Annotated in this window: 26 protein-coding genes; 10 read left to right on the top strand and 16 right to left on the bottom strand. The window is 66.3% G+C overall.

Annotation, left to right across the window (positions count from 1 at the left end):
- Positions 1-120 precede the first annotated feature (120 nt).
- From ACSQ14_RS21825 to ACSQ14_RS21790, 8 genes are all read right to left on the bottom strand, one after another.
- A complete protein-coding gene (locus tag ACSQ14_RS21825) occupies positions 121-2,292 on the bottom strand; it encodes an alpha-L-rhamnosidase C-terminal domain-containing protein (RefSeq protein ID WP_436016446.1) in 2,172 nt (723 codons plus the stop codon).
- 935 nt (positions 2,293-3,227) lie between these two features.
- A complete protein-coding gene (locus ACSQ14_RS21820; RefSeq protein WP_436016444.1) occupies positions 3,228-3,653 on the bottom strand; it encodes a MucR family transcriptional regulator in 426 nt (141 codons plus the stop codon).
- Between the two features lie 154 nt (positions 3,654-3,807).
- Positions 3,808-4,080, bottom strand: a complete 273-nt coding sequence (locus ACSQ14_RS21815) for a hypothetical protein (protein ID WP_436016442.1) — start codon at positions 4,078-4,080, stop codon at positions 3,808-3,810.
- Positions 4,081-4,324: 244 nt separating this feature from the next.
- Positions 4,325-4,750 (bottom strand): MucR family transcriptional regulator, encoded by a 426-nt coding sequence (locus ACSQ14_RS21810; protein WP_436016440.1) that lies wholly within the window; start codon positions 4,748-4,750, stop codon positions 4,325-4,327.
- Between the two features lie 174 nt (positions 4,751-4,924).
- Complete coding sequence (locus ACSQ14_RS21805) at positions 4,925-5,530, bottom strand: MucR family transcriptional regulator (RefSeq protein WP_436016438.1); 606 nt, start codon at positions 5,528-5,530, stop codon at positions 4,925-4,927.
- Positions 5,531-5,722: 192 nt separating this feature from the next.
- A complete protein-coding gene (locus ACSQ14_RS21800) occupies positions 5,723-5,923 on the bottom strand; it encodes a hypothetical protein (RefSeq protein WP_436016436.1) in 201 nt (66 codons plus the stop codon).
- Between the two features lie 238 nt (positions 5,924-6,161).
- Complete coding sequence (locus ACSQ14_RS21795; protein WP_436016434.1) at positions 6,162-6,512, bottom strand: hypothetical protein; 351 nt, start codon at positions 6,510-6,512, stop codon at positions 6,162-6,164.
- A gap of 342 nt (positions 6,513-6,854) precedes the next feature.
- Positions 6,855-8,033: an FAS1-like dehydratase domain-containing protein gene (locus tag ACSQ14_RS21790; protein ID WP_436016432.1), complete on the bottom strand. Its 1,179-nt coding sequence runs from the start codon at positions 8,031-8,033 to the stop codon at positions 6,855-6,857.
- 86 nt (positions 8,034-8,119) lie between these two features.
- Here ACSQ14_RS21790 and ACSQ14_RS21785 point away from each other — a divergent pair, with 86 nt between their 5' ends.
- Both ACSQ14_RS21785 and ACSQ14_RS21780 read left to right on the top strand, forming a co-directional pair.
- On the top strand, positions 8,120-8,413 hold the full coding sequence (locus tag ACSQ14_RS21785) for an AraC family transcriptional regulator ligand-binding domain-containing protein (RefSeq protein WP_436017596.1): 294 nt from the start codon (positions 8,120-8,122) through the stop codon (positions 8,411-8,413).
- A gap of 334 nt (positions 8,414-8,747) precedes the next feature.
- Positions 8,748-9,440: a class I SAM-dependent methyltransferase gene (locus ACSQ14_RS21780; protein WP_436016430.1), complete on the top strand. Its 693-nt coding sequence runs from the start codon at positions 8,748-8,750 to the stop codon at positions 9,438-9,440.
- 260 nt (positions 9,441-9,700) lie between these two features.
- Here the strand turns inward: ACSQ14_RS21780 and ACSQ14_RS21775 are convergent, their stop codons facing one another.
- The 3 genes from ACSQ14_RS21775 to ACSQ14_RS21765 all read right to left on the bottom strand — a co-directional run bounded on the left by ACSQ14_RS21775 (position 9,701) and on the right by ACSQ14_RS21765 (position 11,990).
- Positions 9,701-9,892 (bottom strand): hypothetical protein, encoded by a 192-nt coding sequence (locus tag ACSQ14_RS21775; protein WP_436016428.1) that lies wholly within the window; start codon positions 9,890-9,892, stop codon positions 9,701-9,703.
- A gap of 342 nt (positions 9,893-10,234) precedes the next feature.
- Positions 10,235-10,753, bottom strand: a complete 519-nt coding sequence (locus tag ACSQ14_RS21770; RefSeq protein ID WP_436016426.1) for a hypothetical protein — start codon at positions 10,751-10,753, stop codon at positions 10,235-10,237.
- A 94-nt stretch (positions 10,754-10,847) separates the two neighbouring features.
- Positions 10,848-11,990, bottom strand: coding sequence for a S8 family serine peptidase (locus ACSQ14_RS21765; protein WP_436016424.1), 1,143 nt, complete (start codon positions 11,988-11,990; stop codon positions 10,848-10,850).
- 350 nt (positions 11,991-12,340) lie between these two features.
- Between ACSQ14_RS21765 and ACSQ14_RS21760 the strand changes: the two genes are divergently transcribed.
- From ACSQ14_RS21760 to ACSQ14_RS21750, 3 genes are all read left to right on the top strand, one after another.
- A complete protein-coding gene (locus ACSQ14_RS21760; protein WP_436017594.1) occupies positions 12,341-12,814 on the top strand; it encodes a sigma-70 family RNA polymerase sigma factor in 474 nt (157 codons plus the stop codon).
- Positions 12,814-13,488 (top strand): anti-sigma factor family protein, encoded by a 675-nt coding sequence (locus ACSQ14_RS21755; RefSeq protein WP_436016422.1) that lies wholly within the window; start codon positions 12,814-12,816, stop codon positions 13,486-13,488. Before ACSQ14_RS21760 ends, ACSQ14_RS21755 begins: the two co-directional genes overlap by 1 nt.
- A 128-nt stretch (positions 13,489-13,616) precedes the next feature.
- Positions 13,617-13,952 (top strand): DUF2322 family protein, encoded by a 336-nt coding sequence (locus ACSQ14_RS21750; protein WP_436016420.1) that lies wholly within the window; start codon positions 13,617-13,619, stop codon positions 13,950-13,952.
- A 256-nt stretch (positions 13,953-14,208) separates the two neighbouring features.
- Here the strand turns inward: ACSQ14_RS21750 and ACSQ14_RS21745 are convergent, their stop codons facing one another.
- On the bottom strand, positions 14,209-14,973 hold the full coding sequence (locus tag ACSQ14_RS21745) for an SDR family NAD(P)-dependent oxidoreductase (protein ID WP_436016418.1): 765 nt from the start codon (positions 14,971-14,973) through the stop codon (positions 14,209-14,211).
- Positions 14,974-15,226: 253 nt separating this feature from the next.
- On the opposite strand from ACSQ14_RS21745, the gene ACSQ14_RS21740 reads away from it, so the two are divergent.
- The 4 genes from ACSQ14_RS21740 to ACSQ14_RS21725 all read left to right on the top strand — a co-directional run bounded on the left by ACSQ14_RS21740 (position 15,227) and on the right by ACSQ14_RS21725 (position 20,721).
- A complete protein-coding gene (locus ACSQ14_RS21740) occupies positions 15,227-16,234 on the top strand; it encodes an alpha/beta hydrolase (protein WP_436016416.1) in 1,008 nt (335 codons plus the stop codon).
- A gap of 778 nt (positions 16,235-17,012) precedes the next feature.
- The gene (locus ACSQ14_RS21735; RefSeq protein WP_436016414.1) at positions 17,013-17,285 is read left to right on the top strand and encodes a hypothetical protein; all 273 of its coding nucleotides are present in this window, start codon (positions 17,013-17,015) and stop codon (positions 17,283-17,285) included.
- A 187-nt stretch (positions 17,286-17,472) separates the two neighbouring features.
- Positions 17,473-17,673, top strand: a complete 201-nt coding sequence (locus tag ACSQ14_RS21730; protein ID WP_436016412.1) for a hypothetical protein — start codon at positions 17,473-17,475, stop codon at positions 17,671-17,673.
- Between the two features lie 186 nt (positions 17,674-17,859).
- The gene (locus tag ACSQ14_RS21725) at positions 17,860-20,721 is read left to right on the top strand and encodes an AAA family ATPase (protein WP_436016410.1); all 2,862 of its coding nucleotides are present in this window, start codon (positions 17,860-17,862) and stop codon (positions 20,719-20,721) included.
- Positions 20,722-20,758: 37 nt separating this feature from the next.
- Here ACSQ14_RS21725 and ACSQ14_RS21720 read toward each other — a convergent pair whose 3' ends face one another.
- The 3 genes from ACSQ14_RS21720 to ACSQ14_RS21710 all read right to left on the bottom strand — a co-directional run bounded on the left by ACSQ14_RS21720 (position 20,759) and on the right by ACSQ14_RS21710 (position 24,697).
- Positions 20,759-22,531 (bottom strand): cation:proton antiporter domain-containing protein, encoded by a 1,773-nt coding sequence (locus ACSQ14_RS21720; RefSeq protein ID WP_436016408.1) that lies wholly within the window; start codon positions 22,529-22,531, stop codon positions 20,759-20,761.
- Between the two features lie 439 nt (positions 22,532-22,970).
- Positions 22,971-23,846, bottom strand: coding sequence for an isocitrate lyase/PEP mutase family protein (locus tag ACSQ14_RS21715; protein WP_436016406.1), 876 nt, complete (start codon positions 23,844-23,846; stop codon positions 22,971-22,973).
- Positions 23,847-24,211: 365 nt separating this feature from the next.
- On the bottom strand, positions 24,212-24,697 hold the full coding sequence (locus ACSQ14_RS21710; RefSeq protein WP_436016404.1) for a hypothetical protein: 486 nt from the start codon (positions 24,695-24,697) through the stop codon (positions 24,212-24,214).
- A 282-nt stretch (positions 24,698-24,979) separates the two neighbouring features.
- Here ACSQ14_RS21710 and ACSQ14_RS21705 point away from each other — a divergent pair, with 282 nt between their 5' ends.
- A complete protein-coding gene (locus tag ACSQ14_RS21705) occupies positions 24,980-26,017 on the top strand; it encodes an NAD(P)H-dependent amine dehydrogenase family protein (RefSeq protein ID WP_436016402.1) in 1,038 nt (345 codons plus the stop codon).
- Positions 26,018-26,149: 132 nt separating this feature from the next.
- Here ACSQ14_RS21705 and ACSQ14_RS21700 read toward each other — a convergent pair whose 3' ends face one another.
- On the bottom strand, positions 26,150-26,575 hold the full coding sequence (locus tag ACSQ14_RS21700; protein ID WP_436016400.1) for a CBS domain-containing protein: 426 nt from the start codon (positions 26,573-26,575) through the stop codon (positions 26,150-26,152).
- Positions 26,576-26,800: the final 225 nt, after the last annotated feature.

The following is a 26,800-nucleotide window of genomic DNA, read 5'->3' as shown; positions in this document are numbered from 1 at the left end:
GGAAATCAGATGAAGGCGCGGGCGAAGGTCGTCGCCGGAACCGCCACAAACGCCACCTTCCGGCGGCGTCTGCGACGCGGCTGACGTGGTGCGGTCTCGACGTCCCTGTATCGCCTCATCTCACGGCCGCAGGGTGATTTCGTTGCGTCCAGGATGCAGCGGATAGCTGCGACCGCCCCACGCGAAGGTTCCGCTCAGCCCTGGCGGCAGCTTAATGTTCGCCCGCAGGCGACCGCCCTTCCGTGCGTACCGTGTTTCTATGGGCCCGGCGGGGTGCGCCACCGCTGCATCGAGGTCCGTGAGATCACCAAGATGCGGTTCTATGCGCACGGTGCGAAATCCCGCTGACGCTGGCTTCACTCCAGCTACGAGAGTGAGCAGATCCAGTGTGGGATGCGCTGACCAAGCGTGACTGTCGGATCGGGATGGGTCGGGGGTCTCCGGCCACGCGGTAAAATTCTGCGCCAGCATCTCACGCCAGGCCTGCAGGACTTCGAGGTAACGATCGCTCATTCCGGCGTGTTCTAGTGCACGCGCGAGGTAGAACGCGAAATAGTAAGTTGTTCCGGTGATCCCTGCTGGAGGCTCAATGCCCCGGCGGCGAACGGTGATCTTGTCCATGATCGCCGCGTGCGCGGATTTTGGAGCAACATCATAGAGTACGGCCAGGACGTTGGCGTGCTGGCTGTAGAACGCCTTATCCGCGCCGTCTGAGAAGAGCCCCCGCTCGGGCGACCAGCAACGCGCGCGTATCGCCGCTGTGAGCTGCTGAGCCGTCCGCGCATCTGCGTCTGCCCGAGACTCCTCGCCCAATGCACGCTCGAGGTCCGCGGCCTGCTTCAGCGCGCCAACGTACATCAGGGTGATGATGCAACGATCGTCAGAGTCGGTTCGCCCCGGAGGTTGATTGCTAAGCCTTGGGCGCCAATCGATAAATTCCCACCCGGGCGTCTTGCCGACCAGCCCCTCGGCGTCCACGTATCGCTCGTACCAGCCCAAGGCGTCACGCATCACGGGAAGGTTGCGCTTCAGCACCGCCGGATCTGGCCTGTACATCCAGTAGTCGTGCAACATGCCAACCCACAGAAGCGCGAACGGGGGGATCGATTGCTTCTCATGTGAAGGCCAGCGGGAAAGCGGCAGCCCGTCGCTCTTCGAGTCGGCGATCGCCTGAATGGCTTGCTCAGGCAGGCGCGCATCCGAGTTCACGGCGTAGGTGATCAACGCCATGAGACGGGTGTCGCCGACGTACTGCAGCTGCTCCCAGTAGGCGGTGTCCATGTAGGTCTCATGGGCGTTGAGCCGTACGGTGTCCCAGCCGATGCGCCAAATGCGGTCGAGCTGCGGGTCGCTGCTGTGGAAGCGCGCCTGCGACTTGAACGGATAGCCGGTGAGCTGGCGCGTGAACGACTCCAGCGTCAGTTCCTCAGAGCCGGTCTTCACGCGGATTTCGGCAAAGCGCCAGGCGCGCCACCAATACGTCTCGAACCTTCGTCGCGGCCCACCGTCGGGCTGGAATGTATCTGACAGTCCAAGCGCCCGGCCGCCTTCGACCTGTGCGCGATCGGCCAACCGTTTCTTGTCTGGGCCGTAGAGAGCCTCGGCATAAGTGATGGTGACCTGCGACCCGAGCCCCCCGCTGGTGGTCAGCACGGGGTAGGCGGCCTCAAGCTTGCCCGTGTCCACCATCAGCACCCGCTCTGAATTCGGCGGGATGGTAAGTGGGCCGGACGGGAAGCGGCTGCGCTCGGGGCCTGAAGACGAGACCAGCACGCCACCGGGCGCGGGCTGGTACGCCATCTGCGGAAGCGCATCTTCGATCAGGCTCCAGGGAGGTCGTTCCTGAGGGCTGATTGCATCGATCGCTGCGATCCAGTCTGTCGCAGATGTTTTCGGAGCAGCCCAGTCCCAGGCGCGGCGCGCGCCATCGTGGGTCTCGGCCGCCCCCGCCACGTAGTAGGCTTCTGGGCCGAGTGCACGCATGAGCTGCAGCCAGCCGTTGCTTACCTTGCGCGCGTCATCCAGGCGCACCTGCCAACCCGCGCCGGTTGCGAGCTCGGCGGCCTCTGCACTCGTGGGGTCGACCATGAAGGCGGTACGCGCGGAGATCTGCGCGAGCGGGGCGACCCGGCCCTCGTTCCAGACCTGTGCGGCGATCACGTTGGTTCCGCGGCGCAGATGTGGGGCAAGGTCCAGAGCCTGGACACGCCAATGCCCCAGGTCGCCGCGGGATGGGCCGGCGGCGACGCGCTGACCGTTCACATAGAGCACAAACCTGTTGTCTGCGCTCACCTTGACCTTGAACTCCCGAGGGGCCCTTTGGAGCTCAATCTCACGGCGGAACTGAAGCGCGACAGGCTTCCTTTGTGCATCCGCTGGGGCCGCAGCTGGATGCGTCACCCAATGCCCCGACGCTACAGCGCCTTGTGGCCACATCCCCAGCACGCCTGTCGCAAGGGCCAGGCCAGTGAAGCGTATGCTGCGTCTCAGCCCTTGCGGTTGAAGCGCCCTGCGCCCCACCTCCCCCAGCCTCCAGGCGCGCGAAGTCCTTCGGGCGATAGAGCGAACTTCGGGATTTTCGGTCGGTGACATCGTCCCTGCCCACCTAAGGTTTGGGTCTTCGCGCTACTTAGCAGTCGATCTGTTAGGCGGGAACGGGGGAGTTCGTGGATCGGATGCCAGGAGGTGAGCAATGCGATTTGTCCGAAATATGCAGAGTTTTTCGGACTATTCGTTCTGTCGGTAGGAGACGAAAGGGCGGACATGGCTTCGAACGTCTGCGCTGCCGCCATCCTGGCGGTCGAAGCGGCGCGCGGCGGGGCTGACGCCCATGCGGCAGGCGCGTCAGCTTAAGCCCGCGAAGCCGAGGGCGAGGACCACAGTCGCCCCCAGCAGGTTGAAGGCCGACAGCAGGATCCCGTCCATGATCTTGGTGAGTTTGGCAGCCATCTCGATCTCCAGGCGTCCAGGAGCGCTGGACAAGGAGCTTGATAGGCCTAGTTGATTCATTATTCGAATTACATCGCAGCAAGGTGGACCAGCCTTGAACTTGGCCCAGACGAAGTTCCGGACGGCTGCCTCGATGTGAGCCGTTCAGCACTGGCCGCCGGCAATTCCGGCCCCGACGCCGACCCGCCTTTTTCAGCCGACGGGCCGCTGCCGACAAATTTCGCAGATAATAGATTGGGCGGCGTTCGCGGAGGCTTCCTGCGCGAAGATCGCCTGCCTTAGCCTTCAGACTGCGGCGTTCCGCTGTTCCTGCGCGTCGTCACGCCGAGGCCAGAAGCCTTGGCGAACTCACTGCGCTTTGCCGAATACGTCGGCGCGACCATCGGGTAGTCCGCAGGCAGTCCCCACTTCACGCGATACTCTTCCGGCGTGAGCCCCACGGCCCGGAGATGACGTTTGAGCATTCGATAGGGCCGCCCATCCTCGAACGAGATCAGCGCGTCGTTAGTGATCGACCTCCGGACCTCAGCAGTGCTGGCCCGCTTCACTGGCGGCAGATCAGAACCTTCCGCCAAGCTAGATCCACTCAGTGCGCCATGGACTGATCGGATCAAATCCGGAAGGCTTGCGATCTCGACCCTATTCCGCTCCACGAAAGCGGCGACGATCTCGCTGGTGAACTGCGTGAGATGCGTGTCGGGCATGTGTCCACATCCAGCATGCCCCTCCCCGCGGTGCACCAATGCAGAAATCGGCACGTCGCGACAAGCCAACAGCGAGAAAGCCGTCGGCTTGGGCCTAACGCCCGTGCAAGACGCGCCTCGGGAGCTCCGAACGCGCGCCTGCGCCGACGCGAGATCAACTGCCCGTGGCGTCACTTTTCTTCGCGCGCCGTCCACGCGCCGGCGTGCTCCGCCCAGCCTTGGGCTGTCGGGTCGCCGTCGGCTTGGCCTTCTGCCGGGGCGCAGCGCGAGCCGTTGTCTTCGACTCGGAAACGCGCTCCGCCGCAGTTGCTTGCGCCGCCGGCTGCGACCTGTTCGCCGCGCCGAGGGCCCCAAGCCCGATCGACCTAGCCACCATGGCCCGGGCCTCGCTGTAAGCCGGCGCCACCATCGGGTAGTCTTTCGGCAACCCGAAGAAAGCCGGCGCGCGATCTACCAAGAGATCGAGGCGGGCATCAGCCGCACGTTGAGGGGTCTGGAGCGCCCTTAGACCTGCGCGTCCGCCCGCGGTTGCGTCGCACTCCGCTTCCGAGCCGTTGACGAAGAAATATCCCGACCTGAACTGGTGCCGGGCTGCGGCGCGGCACCGCGAGTGGGCGCGCGAATTTCGTAGATAGATTAGGCGGCGTTTGCGGAGGCTTCGATCGCCAGCCCTAACCTCCAGACTGCGGCGTTCCGCTGTTCCTGCGCGTCGTCACGCCAAGGCCGGAAGCCTTGGCGAACTCGCTGCGCCTCGCCGAATACGTCGGCGCGACCATCGGGTGGTCCGCAGGCAGGCCCCACTTCGCGCGATACTCTTCCGGTGTGAGCCCCACGGTCCGGAGATGACGTTTGAGCATCCGATAGGGGCGCCCATCCTCGAACGAGATCAGCGCGTCGTTAGTGATCGACCTCCGGACCTCAGCAGTGCTGGCCCGCTTCACTGGCGGCGGATCCGAACCCACCGCGAAGCTGGATCCACTCAGTGCGCCATGGACTGATCGGATCAGATCCGGAAGGCTTGCGATCTCGACCCTGTTCCGCTCCACGAAAGCGGCGACGATCTCGCTGGTCAGCTGCGTGAGTTGCGTGTCGGGCATGAGTCCACATCCAGCATGCCCCTCCCGTGGTGAATCAATTGCAGAACTGGGCCCGACACGGCAAGGCTCAGCGCGAGCCGCTCACTCGCGCCAACAGAGGGAATTCGTGGGCGGACCTAACGCCCGTGCCGGGCGCGCCTCAGGGGTCCGAACGCGCGCCCGTGCCGGGTGAGATCAGTCGCCCGTGGCGTCACTTTTCTTCGCGCGCCGCCCGCGCGCCGGGGCGCTCCCACCGGCCTTGGACTGTCGGATCGCCGTCGGCTTGGCCTTCTGCCGGGGCGCGGCGCGAGCCGTTGTCTTCGGCTCGGAAACGCGCTCCGCCGCCGTTGCTTGCGCTGCCGACTGCGACCTGTTCGCCGCGCCGAGGGCCCCAAGCCCGATCGACCTAGCCATCGTGGCCCGGGCCTCGCTGTAAGCCGGCGCCACCATCGGGTAGTCTTTCGGCAAGCCCCACTTGTCCTTGTACTGGTCCGGCGTCAGGCCTCTGACCGATAGGTGGCGCCGAAGAGTCTTGTACGGCCGACCATCCTCAAAGCTGATGATGGCGTCTCGCGTGAGGGACTTCCTGATCTGGCTCGGCGTCAGCTTGGGCTGGGAGCCCTCGTCTGCGGCCTCCTCAACCACCGGAACGGCCGCGGGCGCGGGCGCGCCGATCGCCAGCAGACTAGTCGCGATCTGGTTGATCACCGTCGAGATCTCAGTCGGGATCACATGACTATTATTAAAATAGGCCGCCGCGACGTCAGCGACGATCTTCCGCAATTCGTTGTCCTCGGACATCACAAACTCCCTGCCTCCGTATATCGCGGGAACGTCCTAGCTCCCTGGCGAACGCGCGCAAGTGATCAACTCGCGAATGTTAAATTCGCGACAAGGCGCGAACAAATAAATTGGAGACTCCGATCGCCCGGCGCGACCAATTCCGCCTCGCCGCGCTTAAAGCTCAACAACCAGAAGGGGCGCGCTTCGCCATTAATCGGTCGCGCCATAACTGATGGCGCCTGCAAGGTCTTCTTCGAGAATCGCCACATTCCGGGGATCGCTTGCCTGGGCGTCTATGACCGCAAGGGCCGCAGAACGGCCGCGAACATCGCCTTCGACGCCGATCCTGGCCAATGAGTAGACCGACGTCGCGCAGGCGCCGATCGCCAAAATCAGGTGTCTAAGCACCATGGCAGGAGCCGCCAGGCAGGTTCATCTGCTCGGCTAAATCCTCCGCGACCGCCTCCCCCCGAACCTCGGGTAGGACCCACCAAGGACATTCTAAGCGAGGCTTACAATTCCTGTCCGCGCCGAATAGAGAAGTCCCAACTTCTCCCATTTAGAGATGTCCCATCGGAGCGAGGGGCGGTGCGCGGAGCTCCCACATAGCTCAAGCGCACCGCCCCTCGCGGGCCGCCGCCGCTGCGCTTCAGAACATGTGCGAGGACATCGTCCGCCGCGACGGACTCTTGCGAAGGCGCTTTAGCGGCGGCAACTCGGCCTTCATCTTCCGACAGAGCTCGAGCGCCTCGCTCAGCCGCTTGCTCTCGACGATCGCGGCGTTCTCAAGATCAACGGTCGTCGCTTCACCCATGAGGCGCTGGTCGCGCTTCCCAGCCGCACAGTGGTCGATCTGGCGTTGCCCTGGCGTCGCGACGCGCCGCCGCTCGCCCGCCTTGGCGGCGCCTGGGCCCATCTGCAGCCGGATGCGCCGTATCCGGCCCGATGGATCGATGGCGCCCGCGAGTCCGATCGGCGGCAGACGCGACTGAACCGACACGTCTCAGCGCTCGCGCAAGATGCGCCAAAGATCGACCCCGTTGATACCAAGCTTCGGTGGGCGCGACGCATCGAACCCGCGCCTGCCGGCGCGCTTCGGAAAACCCGCCGTCATCGTCTCCCGTGCGCCGGCCGGGCGGTCGGCCGCTACGCGGGCTGAGGGCTGCGCGCCCGCCCGTCGGCCGACCGTGACGCCCCCTGCCCTGACATCTCTAACCGGCGTAGACAACGCCCCTCCCGGCCATTCGCGGTGCATCCCGAGATTCCGACTTCGCGTCGGCGCGTCCAGCAGCGGAACAAGAGCGGAGAGTAAGTCCGAGGCGGACACCTCGGACTCCGCAACTCACGCCGGCAGCTTGGGCAACTCGATCTCGGCTTTCGCGGTCGCCAGGGTCGCGCCGAGTTGGTTGGTCATGCGGCATTCGACCTGGACCAGGTGGCGGCCGTCCGCGTCGACGAACTTGTCGATGACCTTGCCTTGCTGGATCGTGATGTCGCCGGTCAGCGCCGGGCTGCGATAAGCGCAGTTCGAGTGCCGGATCATTCCCCACTCCCCGGCCCAACCGCCAAAGTAGTCGGTCAACCAGGCGCCCATGGAGGCGCCGTAGCCGTAGCCGCGCGGCATCCCGATGTAGCGCGCCCAACGCGGGAAGAGGTGCCCGCGTGACGGACCGATGTAGGCGCCGTCGGTCTGCTCCGGGTTGATCCGCTCGATCGTCGGGTCCTGCTCAGGCCCAGCCATCGGTCCTACAAAGCCCAGCTCGGCGATGTCGAGGTCGGTCCGGCGATGCGCCCCGCCCCACTGGGTGAAGGTGTAGGAGCGCCATTCCGTGGCGAAGCTGACGATCGAATGCGGCCCGAAGACGCGCTCGGGCAGGTCCTCGCCCACCGTCACCGAGTCCCAGTAGCGCGGGCTGTGGCCGAGGTCGTGGAGCATCTTGATCCAGGTGAACTTGCGATCCTCGAGCGCCTCGAGCTCATCGTCGGTCCACACCGGATCCTCGGCGCCACTCTGGTCGTCCTGGATGCTCTCCTTGCCCGCCTCCTGGCCGTAGCGGATCGAGGTCGAGCGCTGCTTTGCGAGCAGTTCGCCGTTTTGGTTGTAGTAGAAGTTGTCGCCCCGCTGAAAGCAGGTCGGGCCGGCGAATTTCGTGTCCTTGATCGTGTAGTCGAACGGGATGCGCTCGTTCCAAATGCGATCACCGGCGACGATCTTGGGGCCGTAGAACCACCATTCGTCCCCGCCGAAGAGCATATGCGAGTTGGGGATCTGGCCGATGCACGAAGGCGCCGAACCGTGAGCGTCATCCATGGTCACGGGAAAGCTCTGCGGCGCCACGAGCTGGCCGAAGCGGCCCTCCAGCGCATAGGCTGAATCATAATGGAGCCTGTTCGGGTAGTGCATCGCCTGCGCCCACCGGCGGATGTCCGCATTGGCGACAGCCTCGACCATACGGGCCGGTTGCATCGGCTTGCCGAGGTACCTGTCGAGGTCGGAGCAATCGAGTGTCTTGCCGCTCATTTTAGTCTCCACACCAGAAGCCGGAACGCGCGCTGCGGTTTGCAGCAGAAGCGCCGCAGAGGCTTGACGGATTCTGACAGCGGGCGATCAGGGCTGCGGCGGTCAGGCTCAGCCTGTATCCTCCGCCGGCGGTGTACCGGCGGCATTTCGCATGCGAGGTGACCTTCGGCCGCCGACACGACGCCCTCATCCTGCGCCGCCGAGATCTCGCCTGCCCGACTATCCATGCCGATCGCGCGGCGTTCGAGGCGGCGGTCGCGAGCATCGAGAGCCGAGACTTCCCACGCTCGCCATTTCACGCGAGCGTTCGCGGGGTCGTCATGCATTGCGTCGGGACGGACCAGTGCAGCACCACTGAGGTGTCGAGAAGGCCGCGCTAGGCTCGAGCAGCGCCAAGAGCAGAACTCGGAGCCCTCCCCGAAACAGGAACTTCATGGCGGCGGCCGGAACCGCCCGGAAGGTCGCGCCAGCTCACATTGCTGAAACTTGCGAACTCGCCGAGCAGGCTTTGGGTGACTGCGTGCTCGCGGCGCCATCGAGGTCCCCTGACGTTCTTAGTCGCTCGTTCGCCTCCTCGAGTTCGGCCGAAAGTTGACTCTGAGTGTTATTTTATAACACATGAATCGCCGTGTTCCGCCGCATCATGGCGATCGCCACCGCGCCGCCGCGAAGGCGCGACTGACTACGCACTCAAGCTTGGGAGGCACTGCGCCCGTGTCCGGATTCGAGCGGTACTTCGCAGACCCTGAGTTCGTCTCCCGATACGTGGAGCAAGGCCCAGCCGCCTTCATGCCCGGCCACGCTGGGGTGCTCCAGATGGCGGGCGTGCTGATCGCAGAGGCCGCCCCAGCGGACGGCGCCGTGCTCGTGGTTGGTGCTGGGGGCGGACTGGACACCCGCGCGCTCGCGCAGATGGAACCGGGCTGGCGCTTCGTTGGCGTCGATCCCTCGTGGAAGATGCTTGAACTGGCGAGAGTTGTCATCGGCGACGAGGTCAGCGCGCGCCTCGAACTCATCGAGGGGACGGTCACCGACGCGCCCGAAGGCCCGTTCGATGCGGCTACGCTCATCCTCGTGCTTGGGATGATCCCGGACGATGGCTCCAAGCTCAGGCTGCTTCGAGAGATCCGTCGCCGCCTGCGCTCGGGAGCCCCGTTCGTGCTGGTGGACCGCTGCGACGATCGCCAAGGGCCGGACTTCAGGCGCAACATCGACCGGTACGCCGCGTTCGCCCGGGCGTCAGGCGTGGCCGCAGAGACCGTCGCCGGAGCCTATGAAAGTCAGAAGGCCAATCCGGGGCTCGTGCCAGCCGAGCGCAACGAGGCTCTGCTGGTCGAGGCAGGGTTTATCGACGCCGAACTCTTCTACCGGGGGATGGAATGGCGCGGATGGGTGGCTTACGCGTGATGTCAGCGCCGCCGCCGCGACCTCGGCCTGAAGTTCAATGTCGGTCTTCCGGCACCTCCGGACTTCTGCTCCTGAGAGGCTCGGCGCTGCGCTCGAGCTGCGCCAGTAGCCGAAGTTGAACGGACTCCCGGAATCGGAAATTCGCGGCGACGGTCGAACGGATCCGATGGGAGCGCCCGTGCCCTATCACCGCCGCTGCTACGTGCACGGACGGCCGAACCGGCCACGAAGATGCCCGTCCGTCGCACAGCCGCCTGGGTTCAATGAACCATGAGGACCGAGCGATTGGGCTTGTAGTCCCGCAGCTCGGGCAACATCTCGCGCCATTCGGCCAAGACAAGGTTGAGCGCCAGCTCAAGGGCCACTTCAGGCGTTACGCGGAGCATTTCACTCATTTGCTTCAGATGCTCGGCCCGCGCCGGGTCAAGCATGATCTTGAGGACCTGAGACATCACGGCCTCCTTTGTTTCGGCGAAGCTTGATCGGAATTTTGGCCTGGGCGAGGCGAGCGGCTCCGCCGCCTGCTTAGGGGCCACCGCACCCAGCAGGCCGCTCCGATGCCACCGCCAGATGCATTTTCTCTAGCGAGTCCATCGGTACGGATCGGTAATTGACTCACCTAAGCTCACGCTCCGTCTGAACGGGCCGACGTGCATTCTTCGGTCAGCTTCTCGTCGCGGTCGCCCCTCGTGCACGCTCGATCGTGAAGCCGCCGCTAGTCTCGTCCAAAGGCCCAAGGGCGCCCGGCGCGCCCTGCTCGGGAGGGTCTCTGCACGCGCCGGCCGCAGGCGAAATCAGCGGCGGATCTCGGCCTGGCCCGCCCCCGAGGCCGAGACGTTCGTACTGACCGAGCTGTCGGCGCCCACCGCGAGCGACAGGTCGTCGAAACCGCCGCTGCCCGAAGCCGCTGCGCCGGCAGAGGCCGGGACGTTGCTCGCCGCGTTTTGCGCCTGCTGAGCCGCGCCCAGCGCGCCCTGTGCCTGCGCGGCGCCGCTGAGGGCGGCGTTATGACCATAGCCGGCCACGGCGTGCGCCGCCCCAGCGCCCACCCGGGTTGCACCGGTCGCCGCGCCCCTCACGTGCGAGGCTCCCCGCGCCCCCCGGGACGCTACGCCGTTGACGTCCGCGCCCGCGCGGCCCGCCACGCTAAGCGAACCCGTCGCGCCGCCAAAGCCGCCTGCCCCGCCCGTCAGGCCGCCGGCGACGCCCAGGCCTGCGCCGAGCCCGCCGCCCAGTAGCTGGGCGCTGGCGGATTGCGGTCCGAGCAGCGCGGCGGCCGTCGCGAGGCAGATCATGAGAGAGTTCTTACGCATCGTTTCCGTATCCTGAGCTATCGAAGCTGTGCCGCTTCTCGCCAGGTCCAACGACGCTTCCCCGCCGGTTCATCCCGATCGCAGGAAATTTTTCTCATGGCCCGCGAAGCGCGACTGCGCGCGCATTTACGCGAAGCGGATCGACCCGGAGGTCGTTGGCCACCAGGCCCTGGCCGAAGACTGGGTCGCGACCACGGGCGCCGAGGTCCTGGGCCCTGGCGGACAGGTGGCGCAGCGCCGCAGCGGCGCGAGCCGGATCGGGCGCCGGGAGGTCGGCGGCCAGCGCGCCGGCCACCAGCGGGGCGGCGAAAGATGTGCCCCGGACCGTTGTGAAGCCTCCGCTCGGAGCGGCCGCGGCCATCTGCGCGCCCGGCGCGGCGAACGCCACGTGCGCCCCCCGTCCGGCCTCCGGTAGGACCTGGTTCCGCGCGTCCACCCCGGTCACCGCAACGACGCCGGGATAGGCTGCGGGATAGAGCGGCGGTGCGGCGGGGCCGTCGTTACCAACCGCCGCGACTATCAGCGCCCCCCGCGACACCAGCCCGCGAATGGCGGCGGCCAGGACCAGGTTGGGCGGCCCGACGAGGCTGATGTTGATGACGCCCACCTTGTTCTGCGCCAACCAGGCTAAACCGCTGACGATCGCCTGGGCAGAGCCGCCGGCGGGCGTCGGGCCGTAGACGTCCGCGACCAGCACCATCGCCCCTGGCGCAGAACCCCTGAAGGCGCCTTGCGAGCCCGCTAGCAGAGATGCAACCGCGGTCGCATGCGCCGTGACCCGCGCACCCCCCGGCGCGAAGGCCCGCTGGGTGAGCTGCACGCCATTGAAGCTCGGGTGGTCGGTCGCTACCGAGCCGTCGACCAGGCCTACTCGAATCCCGCCAGGCACGGCGGCGGGCCTGTCTCGCAAGGCGCCAGAGACGCTTCCGCCTTCCTGATAGATGTGGTCGAGATCGTATCGCCCTTCGGGATCAAGCGCGCGCAGTCGGCGGACTGCCTCGCGGGCCGCCATGCCTTTGGGCGCAATAAGGGCGACGCTTTCCAAGCCCAGCTCAGGCTCGGTGATCCGCGGCCCCGATAAGAAGCCGGCCTTCGCCGCGGCGGCCAGCGCCTCAGGAGAGGGGGAAAGCGTCAGCACTCGGCCGCGCACCACGGGTGCGCCGCGATCATCAGCCTCGACGACGTCCGGATGTTCTCGGATCAGCCGCTCGGCGGCGAGGCGGCGCAGCTCACGCAAGGGGGCGCCGGCGCGCTCTGGAACAGTTCCACCGAGACCGCGTAGCGGGGCCTTCCCCGCTGTCTTGTGAAGATCCGGCTCGCGAAGGTCCTCGAGCCGGCTTGGTAGCGAGCCAACGACCCTGTCTACTCCAACACCCAGTCCGCCGCCGCCAACACTGCCGCCGAGCAGCTGCGCCGCCGCGGGCGGCGCGCCCATGAAGAGGGCCAAGAGCAGTGCAGGCGCCAGCCCGCTGCGAAGGAGCGTTCTCATGCGTAACAGAAGCCTTGTCGTCAGACGCCATTCTAAGGGATGAAACGCCGTGCGCGCGGCGTTTCATCCCATGAGAACAGAGTCTGATCTTGGACCGCATGCAGCGTGAGATCGTCGAGCTTTTGCCCCGGCTCAGGCGCTTCGCGCGCGTTCTGGCGCGTGAGCCTGCGGATGCCGACGACCTAGTGCAGGCGACGCTGGAGCGCGGATTGGCGGCGCGGGGCCAATGGCGGCCCGGGACGCGGCTCGACAGCTGGATGTTCCGCATCATGAAGAACGCCTGGATTGACGAAGTCCGCGCCCGGGGGCGACGGAACGCCGTGTTCGCGCCCGAAGCGGCAGGCGAGAACGTCGGCGCGACAGGTTCAGCCGAGGTGCGCCTGCAAGCCCGCGAGGTGGAGCTAGCCATCGCCCGCCTGCCCGAGGAGCAGCGCCTGGCTGTCGCCCTCGTCCTGGTGGAGGGCCTCTCCTACAAGGAGGCCGCCGAGGTTCTGAATGTGCCTCAAGGAACGCTGACGAGCCGCCTGGTGCGTGGCCGCCAGGCGCTCCTGGCTCAGCTGGAGACGATATGATGGATCGTGACGAGCGCCTGATCGCCTATGTCGACGGCGAACTGACGGCCGTCGATCGCGTCGCCTTCGAGGCCGAACTTATCGCCGATCCGCTCCTCCAGCACGAGGTCGAACGCCAGCGTGAGCTGCGCCGGCGCCTTTCGGCTGCATTCGCCCCCGTGCTGGACGAACCTGTGCCGCTGCAGCTCGCGCTGGCCGCTCACGCGGCCAACACGCCTAGCCGCCGGGCGCCCGCACGGCGCTGGGCCGCCGTCGCGGCCGGCGTGGCTCTGGGCGTGCTCGTGGGCCGCATCACGCTGCCACAGCGCGCGCCGCTCGTCATGGAGCGCGGGGTTTTGGTCGCCCATGGCGAACTTGCCGACGCGCTGGACCGCCAGCTCGCGGCCGAGCGGGGGCCGATCCAGGTAGGCTTGAGCTTCAAAAGCCAGGACGGCCGCTACTGCCGCACCTTCCAAAGCACTCCCGATGGCCTGGCGGGGCTGGCCTGCCGCGCGCCGAAGAGCTGGACCGCTCAGGCGGTCACGGCCTGGGCCCCCGCCGCGGGGACAGCTTACCGAACCGCCGGGAGCGAGACCCCTGCGCCCGTGCTGGCCGCAGTGGACAACCTCATCTCCGGCGAGCCGCTGGACGCCGCAGCAGAACGGACTGCGCGGGACGCAGGCTGGCGACCGTGACGGAAGCAAATTGCAGCGGGGCATGCGCTGGCGGTGCGCCAGAAGCGGGCATGAGGTGATTGTCGGCTAACGGGCCTGGTGTTACTCGCCCGCCAGCAAACCAACTGGGGACTTGAGGCCAGCTAGCGATGATTCAACCAAGCACCTCGTTCAAGGATAATCTCCAGCAATTGCCATCCGTCGATGGCGTGCAACGCATCGAGCTCATCGACGGGAATGGCGCAGTCGTCGCTACCATCGAAAATCAGCCCGGCAAGCAAGGATCGTTGGCCGTCTATCGATATTTGGAGCAATCCTTCGACCGCTTGGACGAAACAGCTGCGAAACATGGTTTGGCCGTGTTTGCGGAGCATACGGCGGATGCACGGAATCGTCCGGGCGCGCATCCGAACGTCGACCGCCTGCTCGAGATCGCCGCCGGCGGCAGTCCACTGCAAATCGAGGTCGTCGCCGTCAACCGCTGACCGGCCGCCAGCGCGCCAGGAGCCGCACTTGGGTCGCTTCCGGGAATCGGAACTTCACGATCTCGATCGGACCGCTTTGACTGAGCCCTTGCGGAGCCGGCGCATGGCGAAGCGTTGTGGGCCCCGCCTTCGCGGCAAGCCCCGGAGGTTCCGTCGCCGCCTGCAAAGCGCAACGCCGTGCTTGTGCTCTCCGCCGAGAATTGCCCTGCTGGGCGGACGAGCTTTGGCGCCGGCCGCGGCGCGGACCCAGATGCACCTACGCCCGCATGGTCCCGCCGCCGTCGACGTTGATCACTTGGCCGGTGACAAAGGCGCCGTCGTCGGACAGCAACAGCGCCGCCATGGCCGCGATGTCCTCAGGCTCGCCGAGCCGCGGCGTCTTCACGCCCGCCAGCGTCTTCTCGAGCGCGGCCTCGTTCAGGACCGCCCGCACGCCCGCGTGCACAATCAGGCCGGGCGCGATCACGTTGCTGCGCACTCCCTGCTTGCCCCAGCGACTGGCGACGTATCGCGAAAGCGCGTGCACCGCGCTTTTCGACATCGCATAGACCGGCCGCGTCCCGTCGCCGGCGTAAGCGGCGCCCGAGCTGGTGTAGAGCATCGCCCCGCCCCCGCGTTTCAGAAGCTGCGGCACGGCGTAACGCGTGCACAGCACGAAGCCACGCGTGTTGACCCCCATCATCTGGTCATATGTCGCCAGGTCCATGCTGGTGAGGTCGTCGTCGTCCTCCCTGCGCGAGGCGTCGAGGGCGTTGGCGTGAAAGCCATCGAGGCCGCCGTAGAGGCGAACGCAGGTTTCGATGAACTCGATCACGTTCGCCTCGTCGCCGATGTTCAGCTTGAAGGGCGTCGCGCGTCCGCCACTCGCTTGGATCTCAGCCGCGACGTGGCTCGCGTCTTCGAAATTGATGTCGCCCACCATGACGGCCGCGCCTTCAGCGGCGAGGCGCAGCGAGACGCCGGAGCCGATGCCGCCCGCACCGCCAGCAATGGCGACGACCTTGTTCTCGAAGCGAACCATGTGGTTCTCCAGCTTACCCGTATGCGTGATCTGAGACTGAACAGCTTCGGGGACGCGCGCCAGTTGCGGAACTTCGAGCGACCGGAACAGGAACTTCGCGGCGCCGAGCGTACCGCTCCGATCGACCCTAGTCGGACATTGGACGCGGCCAGCTTCATGCTCCGCTCCCCCACCTCCGGCGGACCGCCGATTTCACTAGCGTCGAATGAAAGCGTGTCACGACAGCAGAGCGGGACGGCGGGAGGATGCCAGAATGAGCGCTAAGGAAGCCAACGATGCTGCGAGCGGCGTATTTGTCCCGGCGCGCCTGATACCGCCGCCCCCGACCGTCAGCCCGCAGGCCCGGGCCTTCCTGGCGAACCCGCCAGTAATGGCCGGATCGTCGCCGCCTGACCCGAACGACAAGGCGGCATGGCGGGCATCCATCGCAGAAGGCAACAAGAGCCTGATCGATTTCTTGGCCGCTCGGGCCCAAGCTGTTCCTGCCGAAATTCTCACACATGAGCTGCCGAGGACGCCGGTCTACGAAGTCGTGCCAACGAGTCTGCCTGTGGCGCATAAGGACTATGCCATCTTGTACATCCACGGCGGAGCCTATGTTCACGGGGCGGGGCTGGCAGGCGCGTACATGGCCCATCCGCTCGCTGGCGAGGCGCGGCTGCGCGCCTTCTGCGTCGACTACCGGATGCCACCGGACCATCCGTTCCCGGTTGGCCTTGATGACTCTGTAGATGCCTACCGGTGGATGCTTGAACGTTACAGGCCTGAGAACTTAGCGGTGGCCGGATCCTCAGCCGGTGGGGGATTGGCGGCAGCGCTCGTGCTCAAGGCGCGCGATCTTGGCCTGCCGCTGCCGGGCGCGTGCGTGCTGGGCACCCCGGAGGCCGATCTCACTGAGTCCGGAGACAGCTTCGAAACGAACGACACGGTCGACGTGGTCCTGCAGCACCGGCTCAGGGAGTCGGTAGCCCTATACGCGGACGGGCATGATCTGCGCGATCCCTATTTGTCCCCGATCTTCGCCGACTTTACCAAAGGCTTTCCGCCCACCATCCTGACCTCCGGAACCCGCGACCTGTTCCTCTCCAATACCGTACTGCTGCACCGTGCGCTTCTCCGCGCCGGGTTGGAGGCCGAGCTGCACGTCTGGGAGGCGATGCCCCATGGCGGCTTCTTCGGCGCCCCGGAGGATGACGAGGTCAATGCCCAACAGGCGCGCTTCATCATCAATAGGTTGGGCCTCGAAGGGCAGTCGGTTTAGCAGCCAAGCTTCGCTTTGGGCTAAGCCCGGTTCACAGGGGGCAGGGTCCGGACGGCAGCAGCTTGGAAACGGCCTCATAGTTCAATGCGGCAAGCCGCTCGATTTGCTCTCGCACAGGGGCAAGCTTTTTGTACGCGTGCGTTGTGAAGTAGAGTCGCGACCTGTCGCGGACCAGCCAATCCGCGTCAATCAACTCGGCAACCTTCCGCCGAATTGTCTCTTTTGGCATCCCTAGAGATTCAGCTATAGATCTCGCGTTTGTTCCTAGCCCTGGGAATATCGGAATATCTCCGCTGATCAGTTGTTGCGGAGAATGTTTTGCGAAATCAGGATGCCTAGTGGTTCGAATAGCTACAACCATTATCACCATAAACTTATCTACGTCTCCTCCGCAGTATTCCCGCGCGAGACGAAACAGATCTAGAAGTGGCGTAAGCAAGTCAGTTGCGATGCGCGGATAGCTATCCGCAACGAGCCGCGTAATTTCCTGTCTCACTTCTTCGTGGGCTCCGCTTGGGCCGCGGCCCGCTCAACTCTCGCAGTGAGCGAGTAATCCATAGAAATGCCCCGTTTTGGGTCCTGCCGGTTGTACCGCTAGAATATGCACGACCATAACTTCCGGCGCGACTGCCGCGGAGGTTCGTTGCGCCGGTAAGCGGGCCAGAGCCGCCACATCACCCGCAGCCAGTCACTGTTCCACCCAAGTTGCAGGGGGCTGGCAGCGCACGGGGCTCAGCCCCGTGCGCTCTACGACACAAAAATCACGGAATGGTCAGTGATGCGTTATGTGCTGCTCGTCGAAAACGACCACGCGCTCTCAGACGCCCTCGGCGTTGTGCTCACACGTGGAGTGAGCGTGGAGTCCGCAAGCACTGAAATGGCCGCATACAGCCGATTGTCGCGCTTCCCGACGATTAGGCTCGTTCTGATCGAAAAAGGTTTCGGTGGCGGGGACGCTGCAGGTGATGTCGCCCGTTTTGCGCGCCGTGCTCTCCCCGGCGTCTCGGTCGCCTGGGTAGACACGGCCGCAGGCGCCGCCTCCCAAACCTAACCAGCCGGACGAGCGGCGGCGAAGAGGCGGCGCGGCCTTTCACCCCGTTTTGGGTCCCCGAAGTTGCATCCGAAGCGAGGGCCGGAGCAGAAGTGCGCGCGTCGCGGGGTTTCGTGTGCCGGCCGCGAAGAACACGAGCAGCTCGGTCATTGTGACCGCGCTCACCTGTTTGAGTTGATCTACACTGATGGACGAAGAACGCCGGCGCCGCTGGAAGGCGCACTGCGAACGGATGGCCGAGGCCACCTATACCATCGCCGACTGGTGCGAGGACCCCGAGATGATAGGGGCCTACTTGGAATTAGCCGCCAAGTGGTTCCAGCTCGCCGAGCGTGGCCCTGGGGGGCCGACCTTCACTGCTCATCTGCGTACCGGTCACAGTGGTTGAGGAATTTAAGCCTGAGCCACCACTTCTAACAGCCAAACTTTTCTGGCCCGTGACCGTCCAAGTGCCGCTTTCCGCCGCCCGCGGGCTAGGCAGCGGAAGAAAACGAAGTTTGGCCGCCTCCTCCGCCGTCGTCCGGACCCGCGGGCCATGGCGAGAGGTTTCCACGCTGAACGGAGGACCTCCCCGATGGCTGACCTTTGCGATGTCTGCGGCGTGCGACCGGCCACGGTGCGCGCCACTGTGGCGAGCGACGGCGAACGCCGTACGCTCAATCTGTGCGAGATCGACTACCGCCGCCTGGCGGCGCGGCAGCGCGCCAGCTCGCCGCTGGAGTCGCTGTTCAGCGGCGGCCGCAGCAGCCTGTTCGACGACTTCTTCGGCGATTCCTGGGGCGGGCGGTTCGGCGGCGATCCGTTCGAGCCCGCCGCGGCGGAGGAAGGCGGCGCCCGGAGCGGCGCGCCGCGACCGCGCCGCAGCTCGACCGAGAACCTCAGCGAGCACGCCAAGGAGATCCTGCAGAAGGCCGCGCAGGAGGCGGTCGAGATGGGTCGCCGCGAAGTCGACACCCAGCATCTGCTGCTGGCTTTGACCGAGAGCGACGTGGTCCGCACCATCCTGGACCAGTTCAAGGTCTCGCCCGACGAGCTCCGCCGGCAGGTGCGTGCCGAGGCTCCGGCCGCAACGCCGACGCCGGCGGAGGCCGGCGACGAGGTCGGCGTAGCCCCGAGGGTCAAGGACGCGCTGTCGCGCGCCTTCGCCGCCGCGCGCGACTTCGGCCACTCCTACATCGGGCCGGAGCATCTTCTAATCGGCCTGGCCGAAGAGGGCGAAGGGATCGCCGCCGACGTGCTGCGACGGCTGGGCCTGACGCCGCAGGCGATCCGCCAGCAGGTCACCAAGGTGGTCGGCCGCGGCGCGGAGGAAGGCCGCGTCGATGCGCCGACCAACACCCCGAACCTCGACAAGTACTCGCGCGACCTGACCAAGCTCGCCAACGCGGGCAAGCTCGACCCGGTGATCGGCCGGGCGTTGGAGATCGAGACGACGATCGAGGTGCTGGCCCGGCGCAAGAAGAACAACCCGGTGCTGATCGGCGAACCAGGGGTCGGCAAGACCGCCATCGTCGAAGGCCTCGCCCAGCGGATCATCGCCGGCGAGGTGCCCGAGGCGCTGCGCGGCAAGCGGCTGGTGGAGCTGTCGGTGAACTCGCTGGTCGCCGGCTCCAAGTACCGCGGCGAGTTCGAGGAGCGGGTGCAGCAGATCCTGCAGGAGGTCACCGACCGCCAGGACGAGCTGATCCTGTTCATCGACGAGATCCACACCATCGTCGGCGCCGGCTCCGGCGGCGGCGAAGGTGGACTGGACGTGGCCAACACCTTCAAGCCGGCGCTGGCCCGCGGCGAGCTGAACCTGATCGGGGCGACGACGCTCAACGAGTACCAGAAGCACATCGAGAAGGACGCCGCGCTGGAGCGCCGCTTCCAGCCGGTGTTCGTCCCCGAACCGACCGTCGCCCAGACGATCATGATCCTGCGCGGCCTGCGCGACACGCTGGAGGCGCACCACAAGGTGACGATCACCGACGAGGCGGTCATCGCCGCGGCCGAGCTGTCGGACCGCTACATCACCGGCCGCTTCCTGCCGGACAAGGCGATCGACCTGATCGACCAGGCCGCCGCGCGGGTGAAGATGTCCTCGTCCTCCCGGCCGGTGGAGGTGCAGGACCTGGAGGCCGAGAGCCGCCAACTGAAGCGCGAGCAGGACTACGCCAGCTCGCGCAAGCAATTCGACCGCGCCCACGACCTGCAGGCCCAGCACGAGGCCAAGGCCAAGCAGCTCGAGGAGGCCACCGAACGCTGGCGGCGCGAGCGCGGCTCGGGCTCGGCCGACGTCCGCGTCGAGCACATCGCCCAGGTGGTCTCCAAGCTGACCGGCGTGCCGGTGAACGAGCTGACCAGCGAGGAGCGCGAGCGGCTGGTGAAGATGGAGGACCGGCTGCGGCAGCGGGTCGTCGGCCAGGAGGAAGCGGTGAAGGCGGTCAGCGACGCCGTACGGCTGGCTCGCGCCGGCCTGCGCGAGGGCCGCAGCCCGATCGCCACCTTCCTGTTCCTGGGCCCCACCGGGGTCGGCAAGACGGAGCTCGCCAAGACGCTCGCCGAGACGGTGTTCGGCGACGAGGACGCGATGATCCGCATCGACATGAGCGAGTACATGGAGCGTCATGCGGTCGCCCGGCTGATCGGCGCGCCGCCGGGCTACGTCGGCTACGAGGAAGGCGGCCAGCTGACCGAGCGGGTCCGCCGGCGGCCCTACAGCGTCGTGCTGCTGGACGAGATCGAGAAGGCCCACCCGGACGTCTACAACGTGCTCCTGCAGGTGTTCGACGACGGCCGGCTGACCGACGGCAAGGGCCGGGTGGTGGACTTCACCAACACCGTGCTGATCGCCACCAGCAACCTTGGCTCGGAGATCATCCAGCGCAACCTGCGCCACCGCGGCACCCAGGAGGAGGACCCCGCCCGGCTGAAGCGCGAACTGATGGACGTGCTGCGCGGCCACTTCCGGCCGGAGTTCATCAACCGGATCGACGAGATCATCGTCTTCCACGCGCTGGGCCGCGAGCAGATCCGCTCGATCGTCGAGCTGCAGCTGGAGCGCGTGCGGCGCACCGCCCACGGCCAGGGCATCGAGCTCGCGGTCGCCGACTCGTTCGTCGACCACCTGGCCGAAGAGGGCTTCCGGCCCGAGTTCGGCGCCCGCGAATTGCGCCGGCTCATCCGTTCGGAGCTGGAGACGGAGCTCGCCCGGGCGATCCTCGCCGGCGAGATCCAGGAGGGCGACCGGGTGACCGCCGGCTGGGATCAGGACCTGGGCCGTGCGGTGCTGGAGCCCAAGACGCGCGACGAAGGGCTCCGGGCGCCCGCAGAGCGGCCGAGCTTTGCCCCTGGAGACGCCGACGGCGCAGACATTGCCGCGGACGATTCGGAGGCGGCCGGGCACCGAGCGGACCGGGACGGCGGCGCCGAACAGGTCCCAGGAGTCCATTGACCCGAGCGCAGAGGCCATGACGTCTGCAAGGGGCGAGCTAGGCTGGGGGCTCGGCCGCAGCACTTGCGCCGCTGTTCTCGAGCGGAGCGCTGATGCTGTCACGGAATGCCCGACGTCGGCCGCGGATCAGTTCACCGACCGCGTCGGACGGCTCTCCCAGGTCAAGCAGCAGCGCTTCGGAAAGCTGCAGGCTGGCCTCGAAGGCCTCCGGCACGGCGCTGGTCGCCCCCAGCCGGTAGAGGCGGGTCGCGTCTCGGTCGTCGCGCGCCCGAGCCACAATCACCAGCTCGGGATGATGGTGCCGCGCCATTCCCACGACTGCCTCAACCCCTTCCGGCGCGTCCATGGTGACCACCAGCGCTCGCGCCTCCGTCAAGCCAAGGCGGTTCAGCAGCTCAATCTTCGAGCCGTCTCCGAAATGGATCTGTCGACCGCAGCGCCGCTCGGCGCTGGCAACGCGAGGATCGCGATCGACCGCGGCCCACGGCACGCCGCGCTCGTCGAGGATCTCCGTGATCATCCGACCCACGCGGCCCATGCCCACGATAAGGACGTGGGCGCGCTCGCTCGGCTCCCGATCAGGTGTCGGCTCCCGAGCGAGGCTCCGCGCGCTCACGCGCCGATCGAGAAATGCGCCCAAAGCGACCAGCCCCGGCGTGGCGAACATGCTCAAGGTCACGGCGACGAGCAGGGGACGCAGCAACGTTGGGTGCACGATTTCGGCGCCGCTGGCGTGACTCAGGATGACGAAGGCGAACTCGCCGCCACCGGCCAGGGCCAAGGCCGCTTCCAGGCTAGCGCCTGGGGAGAGTCCAAATATCCGGCAGGCGCCCAGGTTCACCAGCGCCTTCAGCGTCAGGAGGCCGAGCGTCAGGCCCACGACCATGGTTGGCTCATCCCAGAGCACCGCAAGATCGAGCCGGATTCCCACGCTCAAGAAGAAGAGCCCCAGGAGCATGCCGGCGAACGGCTCGATCGTCACCTCCACTTCTTGCCGGTATTCTGTTTCGGCGAGCAGCACGCCGGCGACGAAGGCGCCGAGCGCCATGGAAAGGCCGGCCAGCGACGTCGCTACGCCGGAGCCAATCACCACCAGGAGCGCCGCGGCCATGAAGAGCTCCTGGCTCTTCGCCCGCGCCACCAACTTCATTAGCGGGCGCAGCAGGACCCGGCCGCCCAGGATCAGCCCGCCCAGGATCAGCGCGGCGGGCACAAGCGCATAGACCGTCTTGACCCCCACGCCGTCGTGCCCGCTCGCGAAGAGACCGATCGCCGCCAGCAGGGGCGCGACGGCGAGGTCCTGGAACAATAGCACCGCAAACGCCGCGCGACCGGCCGGCGCATGCAGCCTATGTCCGCGGGACAGCGCGGGCACCGCCATGGCGGTCGACGAAAGCGCCAGGGCCGCCCCGATCACGAACGCGCTTGCAGGATCGCGGACCACCAGCAGAAGGGCGGCGCCGAGAGTGAGCGCAGCGGCGCCGAGTTGGACCGATCCCAGTCCGAAGACCAGGCGGCGCATCAGCCGAAGCCGTTCCCAGGACAGCTCCAGGCCGATGCTGAAGAGCAGGAAGGCGACGCCGAGCTCCGCTAGCTGCTCGAACTCCTCGGGCCGCCCAATAGTGAACGCCTCGAGCCATGGCACGGTGTCGGTCAGCGCGCCCAGACCGAAAGGACCCAGGACCACGCCGGCGGTCAGGAAGCCGAGGGTGGAGCCGATGCGCAGCCGGGTGAATAGCGGCACGACCACGCCAGCCGTGGCGAGGAACAGCAGGAGGTCTTTGAACGGGGGCTGGAGTGAAGCGTCCATGACGATATCGCAGGGACCGAAGCCAAGAGGGCGCCACGACCGTCGCCAAGCGACACGATGGTGTTTCGGCCCTGATTAGGTCACGCGTCTACGACGTTGGCTCCCAAGACGGATCCGATCGCAGCGAGGAGAACGGCACATGAAGTTGCGCTGTTCCAGAAGGGTCTGCCGATTGCGGAGTTTGCGCACATGACCGCGCAACCTATGAGGTGGCACGAAGCTGGCGGGACGATCGTGGCGTTGTCGCTTTCCACCCTCACCGGAAGCTCGGAACTTCCGCCCTGGCGCCCGGTCCCGGGCTCCGCGCTCGGCTCAAGCTGCGCCAGGAGCGGAAGTTGGCCGCCTTCCGGAAACACGAACTTCGCGCATATATCGGACAACCCACCACAGGCGACGGCTAGGGAAATTTGCGCGTGCCGGATTGAGGGTCTGGCGATCTTCAGGGCGCGTGGTTCGGGCGCGATCGGCGACCCGTCTTATCGGCCCATTCCTCGATCAGCCCGTCGTAGAGCGGGTGGTCGATCAACTCATACTTTTCGGGGAAATTGAAATTCGCCGAAGAGATGCGGCCGGTTTCCTTCAGCTCTCGCATCATCTTGAGATGGTTCGCGGCGGCCGTGACCCAGCCACCCGTCGCCATATTGAAGGCCGTGCCGGGGACGCTGAAGCCCATGGTCGCGAGCGGGATCTTCGAGCCGAACGCCTTGAGAAGCTCCGGCACCGGGTCAGGCCGCGGCGGAAAGAACAGCGCGTCGGCGCCAGCCTCCATATAGGCGTGACCCCGCTTGATCGCCTCTTCCATCGAACCGCCGCCCCCGCCGCCAGCTTCGCTCGGATAGAGTTCGTCGCAGCGGGCGATGATGACGAAATCCTGCCCAGAGTCGCGCTGCGCCCGTCGAGCGGCGTCGATGCGCGCTTGCTGGTCCTCGATCGACCAGAGACCGTTCACATGCTTCGAGTGCTTGGGATTGCGCTCGTCTTCGACATGGAAGCCGGCGATCCCCTGTTGGATGTAACGGCGGGTGAAATGGTAGGCGTCAGCCACCGTCTCCCCGAGCGTGTCCGCGTCAGCGATCAGCGGTATGCTGATCGCATTGGCGATCCGGCTGGCCTGCTCGATCTGCTCGACCTGGCTGTACACGCCGTTGTCAGGCACCGCGTAATGGAAGGCGCTGCAGGCGTGACCGCCAAGATACGCTGCTGGAAATCCCACGTATTCGCAGATTCGCCCCGTGATAGCGGAATAGGTGTCTCCGCAGACGAAGTACTCACCCTTCTCGATGAGTTCTCGAAGCTTTGTTCCTCGACCGATCATTTCACCTCCAAACTGCGATAATGGCGGCCGAGCCGCAAATTTGCTCTGCCTGCAGTTCATCTGACGACCGCATTTCGGATGGCGTCAAGCATCTCCGATGCAAGGCGCCCTAGAATGTGAAGCTTTGAACCACCCTCCCTGACTTCATCAGAAGCTCAGCTTCCGCGGCTCTGGCAAGTGAATCGGTTTTCCCCCGACCTCGCGCCAGGGGCAGAAGTCGGATGGCCTCCCTGCAACCGGAAGTTGGCGAGGCGGCCGGCGGGAGCCGGCGTTCCCAGCGAGCTCGTGAGCTGCGCCAGGAGCGGCCGTTGGACCGCACCCGCTTCGAACTTCGAGAGCCGCGCGGCGGACCGACATGTCGGCCTTCAACGCCGGATGACTGTCTCTACTGCGTAGGCCGACCACACGCCGTTCCGATGGGCCTCCCACACGGCGTCGAACTGTTGAGGCGAGAGCCGGGAGATAGTCTCGCGTACGCGAACGGTTCCACCCTTCGACCGCGCCTCACCCTCCAGCACCAACTTGTCGCCGGTCCAGCCTCGGGAGCGTACGGTCGCGAACGTGCCGCTGCCGTCGAAGATTACGCGGATCACCTCGCCGGTCAGCGGGTCGCGGCCCCACATGTCGCGGGCGCTCAGCGACCCGTCCTTGGACACGCTCAAGCCTGCCAACCATGCGCCGCCGCGCGTCGGCTCGATGCTGTACTCGAGCTGGAGGACCTCCCCGCTCGCTGGATCTTTAGAAGCTACATTCCAATGGCCAACGAAATAGCGAAGGTCGTCCGTCTGCGCCGCCGCCGGTACTACGAACGCGAGTTGTAGCCCAAGCGTTATGGCTGCCATCCGGATCATCTGCTCCTCCGCCTCTGCCCCGAATGCCAACCGTTTACCGGCGGCGCACTCCGCTGTTGAAGGATCCCGGGCGCGTCACTTTCGGCGCTCGGCGCCCGACTCAAGCTGCGCCAGGAGCGGAGCTTGAGCCTCAACCGGAAATTCGCCGCAAAGATCTAAGGATTACTGCTACCTCTGACCTTAGTGTGCGTCGCGGCTTAGCCTGTCCGGGCCGCAGATGGCCTATCAATAGGAGAAAGCCCGAAGCCTCGACGCATCGGTCGCTCAAGGGAGGTCCATTTGGTGGGAAAACGCTATCGCGTCGCACAGTGGGGCACGGGCGATGTGGGCCGGCGCGCACTGGCTGCGGTGATTGAACATCCGAAAATGGACCTGGTCGCTCTGCGGGTCTTTTCCACCGACAAGGCCGGGCGAGACGCCGGCGCGCTTTGCGGCAAGCCTGCGACAGGGGTCTTCGCCAGCCTCGACGCCGAGGCGGTGATCGCGGCACGGCCCGACTGCGTGGTCTACTTGCCCAATCAGGCTGACGTCACGGACATGTGCCGTCTGCTGGAGGCGGGGATCAACATCGTCACCGCCTGCGTCGGCTTCAATCATCGCGACTCCATCCCGCCAGCCGACCGGTCGCGGTTGGAGGCCGCCTGCGCCAAGGGGAGTGCCTCGGTGTATGCGACGGGATCAAGTCCAGGCTGGATCACAGAACTCGTGCCGCTGACGCTGCTCAACATGCAGCGGCGACTGGATCGCTTCATCATCACCGACTACGCCAACATGGCGTCGCGCAATTCGCCGGACATGCTGGTGAACCGGCTAGGCTTCGGGACCGACCCCGCCACGCGCCCCGTAGGTCGGCCGCTCGGTACCGCGACCAGCACGCCGCCGACATTTCGCGCGCTGGCCGAGGCGATCGGAACGCCGCTCGACGAGGTGACCACAAGCAGCGAATACGCACTCGCGCGCAGCCGCACCGAGGTGGCGATCGGCACGATCGAGCCCGGTACAATTGGCGCGCTGCGCATGGCGGTGAGCGGCTGGCGGGATGGCCGCGAGGTGCTGACGCGCTACTCGCTATGGTACGTGACCCGGGACACCGAGCCTGCTTGGGACTATCGCGACTCCGGGTGGCGCGTGCAGGTCAAGGGCGACACGTCGCTCGACATTTCGATCGGCTTCGACGTGAGACCGGAGGACTACGCAGCCTACTCGCCAGGCCTCACCGCGCACCCAGTGATCAACGCCTTGCCGTTTGTCTGCGAGGCGGCTCCGGGAATCCGGCATACGAACGAGCTTCCTCCGATCATTGGCTATTTCGGTTCTTGATCCGGGAACCCTGGGCTCGGCATCGGTTCTCGTGCTGCCGACCGCAACCAGACTGTTTCCTGCCCTCCAGCGCGCCGACAGCGGAATTTGGATTGCCGCCCGAACCCGGACGTTGACGTCGCGCGCGCTGCCTTAGTGCGTCGCTGGTGTGTTCTCGGAGATTTCGCCCAGCGTTTTGCCGACGGCCTTGGCGCCGTAGTCGATGGCGACGTCACCAAGGGACAGTATGCCGGCGAGCTTTCCACTTTCGTTCAGCACGACCAAGCGGCGGATCTGCTTCGAGCTCATCTTGCCGGTGGCGTCGGCGACGTTGTCGTCCTCGCGGCAGGTTTCTACGCCCTCGGTCATCACCTCGGAGACCGGGGTTTCAAGGCCCTTCCCCTCGGCCACCACGCGCAGGACGATGTCACGGTCGGTGACCAGGCCAACCACCTTGCCGTCGTCGACGATCGGCACCGCGCCGCTCTCGACCTCGGCCATGGTGCGGGCGACGTCCTTGATCGTGGTGCGCGGCGTCGCCGTCGTCACTTGGGCGGTCATCACTTCGCTGACCTGCATGGTAAAGGCTCCATTCCTGGCTTTGTCGGCGGTGGAGAACCCGCAAACGGCGGAGCCGTTCCCGAATCCTCCGCTCGCGAGGCAGCCTTGCCGACATGAACGCGCGTCGGGAGATCAGTTCGCGCCACGTTCGGCTCGAGCGGCGCCAGGAGCGGACCCGAAAGCACTTCCCGCAATAGGAACTTCGGGGCGATGACCGGACCCTTGCGGGCGTGGCACCAAGGA

Source organism: Phenylobacterium sp. LjRoot219, from assembly GCF_964252995.1.
Classification (GTDB): domain Bacteria; phylum Pseudomonadota; class Alphaproteobacteria; order Caulobacterales; family Caulobacteraceae; genus Phenylobacterium.
Note: the sequence above shows the minus strand (reverse complement) of the source record. Positions and strands in the feature narration are given on the sequence as shown.

What these genes read in the sequence shown, in the direction of transcription:
- ACSQ14_RS21820 (WP_436016444.1), bottom strand. Translation starts at nt 3,653, where the DNA reads ATGCCCGACACGCATCTCACGCAGTTCACCAGCGAGATCGTCGCCGCT.
- ACSQ14_RS21810 (WP_436016440.1), bottom strand. Translation starts at nt 4,750, where the DNA reads ATGCCCGACACGCAACTCACGCAGCTGACCAGCGAGATCGTCGCCGCT.
- ACSQ14_RS21805 (WP_436016438.1), bottom strand. Translation starts at nt 5,530, where the DNA reads ATGTCCGAGGACAACGAATTGCGGAAGATCGTCGCTGACGTCGCGGCG.
- ACSQ14_RS21800 (WP_436016436.1), bottom strand. Translation starts at nt 5,923, where the DNA reads ATGGTGCTTAGACACCTGATTTTGGCGATCGGCGCCTGCGCGACGTCG.
- ACSQ14_RS21790 (WP_436016432.1), bottom strand. Translation starts at nt 8,033, where the DNA reads ATGAGCGGCAAGACACTCGATTGCTCCGACCTCGACAGGTACCTCGGC.
- ACSQ14_RS21775 (WP_436016428.1), bottom strand. Translation starts at nt 9,892, where the DNA reads ATGTCTCAGGTCCTCAAGATCATGCTTGACCCGGCGCGGGCCGAGCAT.
- ACSQ14_RS21770 (WP_436016426.1), bottom strand. Translation starts at nt 10,753, where the DNA reads ATGCGTAAGAACTCTCTCATGATCTGCCTCGCGACGGCCGCCGCGCTG.
- ACSQ14_RS21760 (WP_436017594.1), top strand. Translation starts at nt 12,341, where the DNA reads ATGCAGCGTGAGATCGTCGAGCTTTTGCCCCGGCTCAGGCGCTTCGCG.
- ACSQ14_RS21755 (WP_436016422.1), top strand. Translation starts at nt 12,814, where the DNA reads ATGGATCGTGACGAGCGCCTGATCGCCTATGTCGACGGCGAACTGACG.
- ACSQ14_RS21750 (WP_436016420.1), top strand. Translation starts at nt 13,617, where the DNA reads ATGATTCAACCAAGCACCTCGTTCAAGGATAATCTCCAGCAATTGCCA.
- ACSQ14_RS21745 (WP_436016418.1), bottom strand. Translation starts at nt 14,973, where the DNA reads ATGGTTCGCTTCGAGAACAAGGTCGTCGCCATTGCTGGCGGTGCGGGC.
- ACSQ14_RS21740 (WP_436016416.1), top strand. Translation starts at nt 15,227, where the DNA reads ATGAGCGCTAAGGAAGCCAACGATGCTGCGAGCGGCGTATTTGTCCCG.
- ACSQ14_RS21735 (WP_436016414.1), top strand. Translation starts at nt 17,013, where the DNA reads ATGCGTTATGTGCTGCTCGTCGAAAACGACCACGCGCTCTCAGACGCC.
- ACSQ14_RS21730 (WP_436016412.1), top strand. Translation starts at nt 17,473, where the DNA reads ATGGACGAAGAACGCCGGCGCCGCTGGAAGGCGCACTGCGAACGGATG.
- ACSQ14_RS21725 (WP_436016410.1), top strand. Translation starts at nt 17,860, where the DNA reads ATGGCTGACCTTTGCGATGTCTGCGGCGTGCGACCGGCCACGGTGCGC.
- ACSQ14_RS21720 (WP_436016408.1), bottom strand. Translation starts at nt 22,531, where the DNA reads ATGGACGCTTCACTCCAGCCCCCGTTCAAAGACCTCCTGCTGTTCCTC.
- ACSQ14_RS21715 (WP_436016406.1), bottom strand. Translation starts at nt 23,846, where the DNA reads ATGATCGGTCGAGGAACAAAGCTTCGAGAACTCATCGAGAAGGGTGAG.
- ACSQ14_RS21710 (WP_436016404.1), bottom strand. Translation starts at nt 24,697, where the DNA reads ATGATCCGGATGGCAGCCATAACGCTTGGGCTACAACTCGCGTTCGTA.
- ACSQ14_RS21700 (WP_436016400.1), bottom strand. Translation starts at nt 26,575, where the DNA reads ATGCAGGTCAGCGAAGTGATGACCGCCCAAGTGACGACGGCGACGCCG.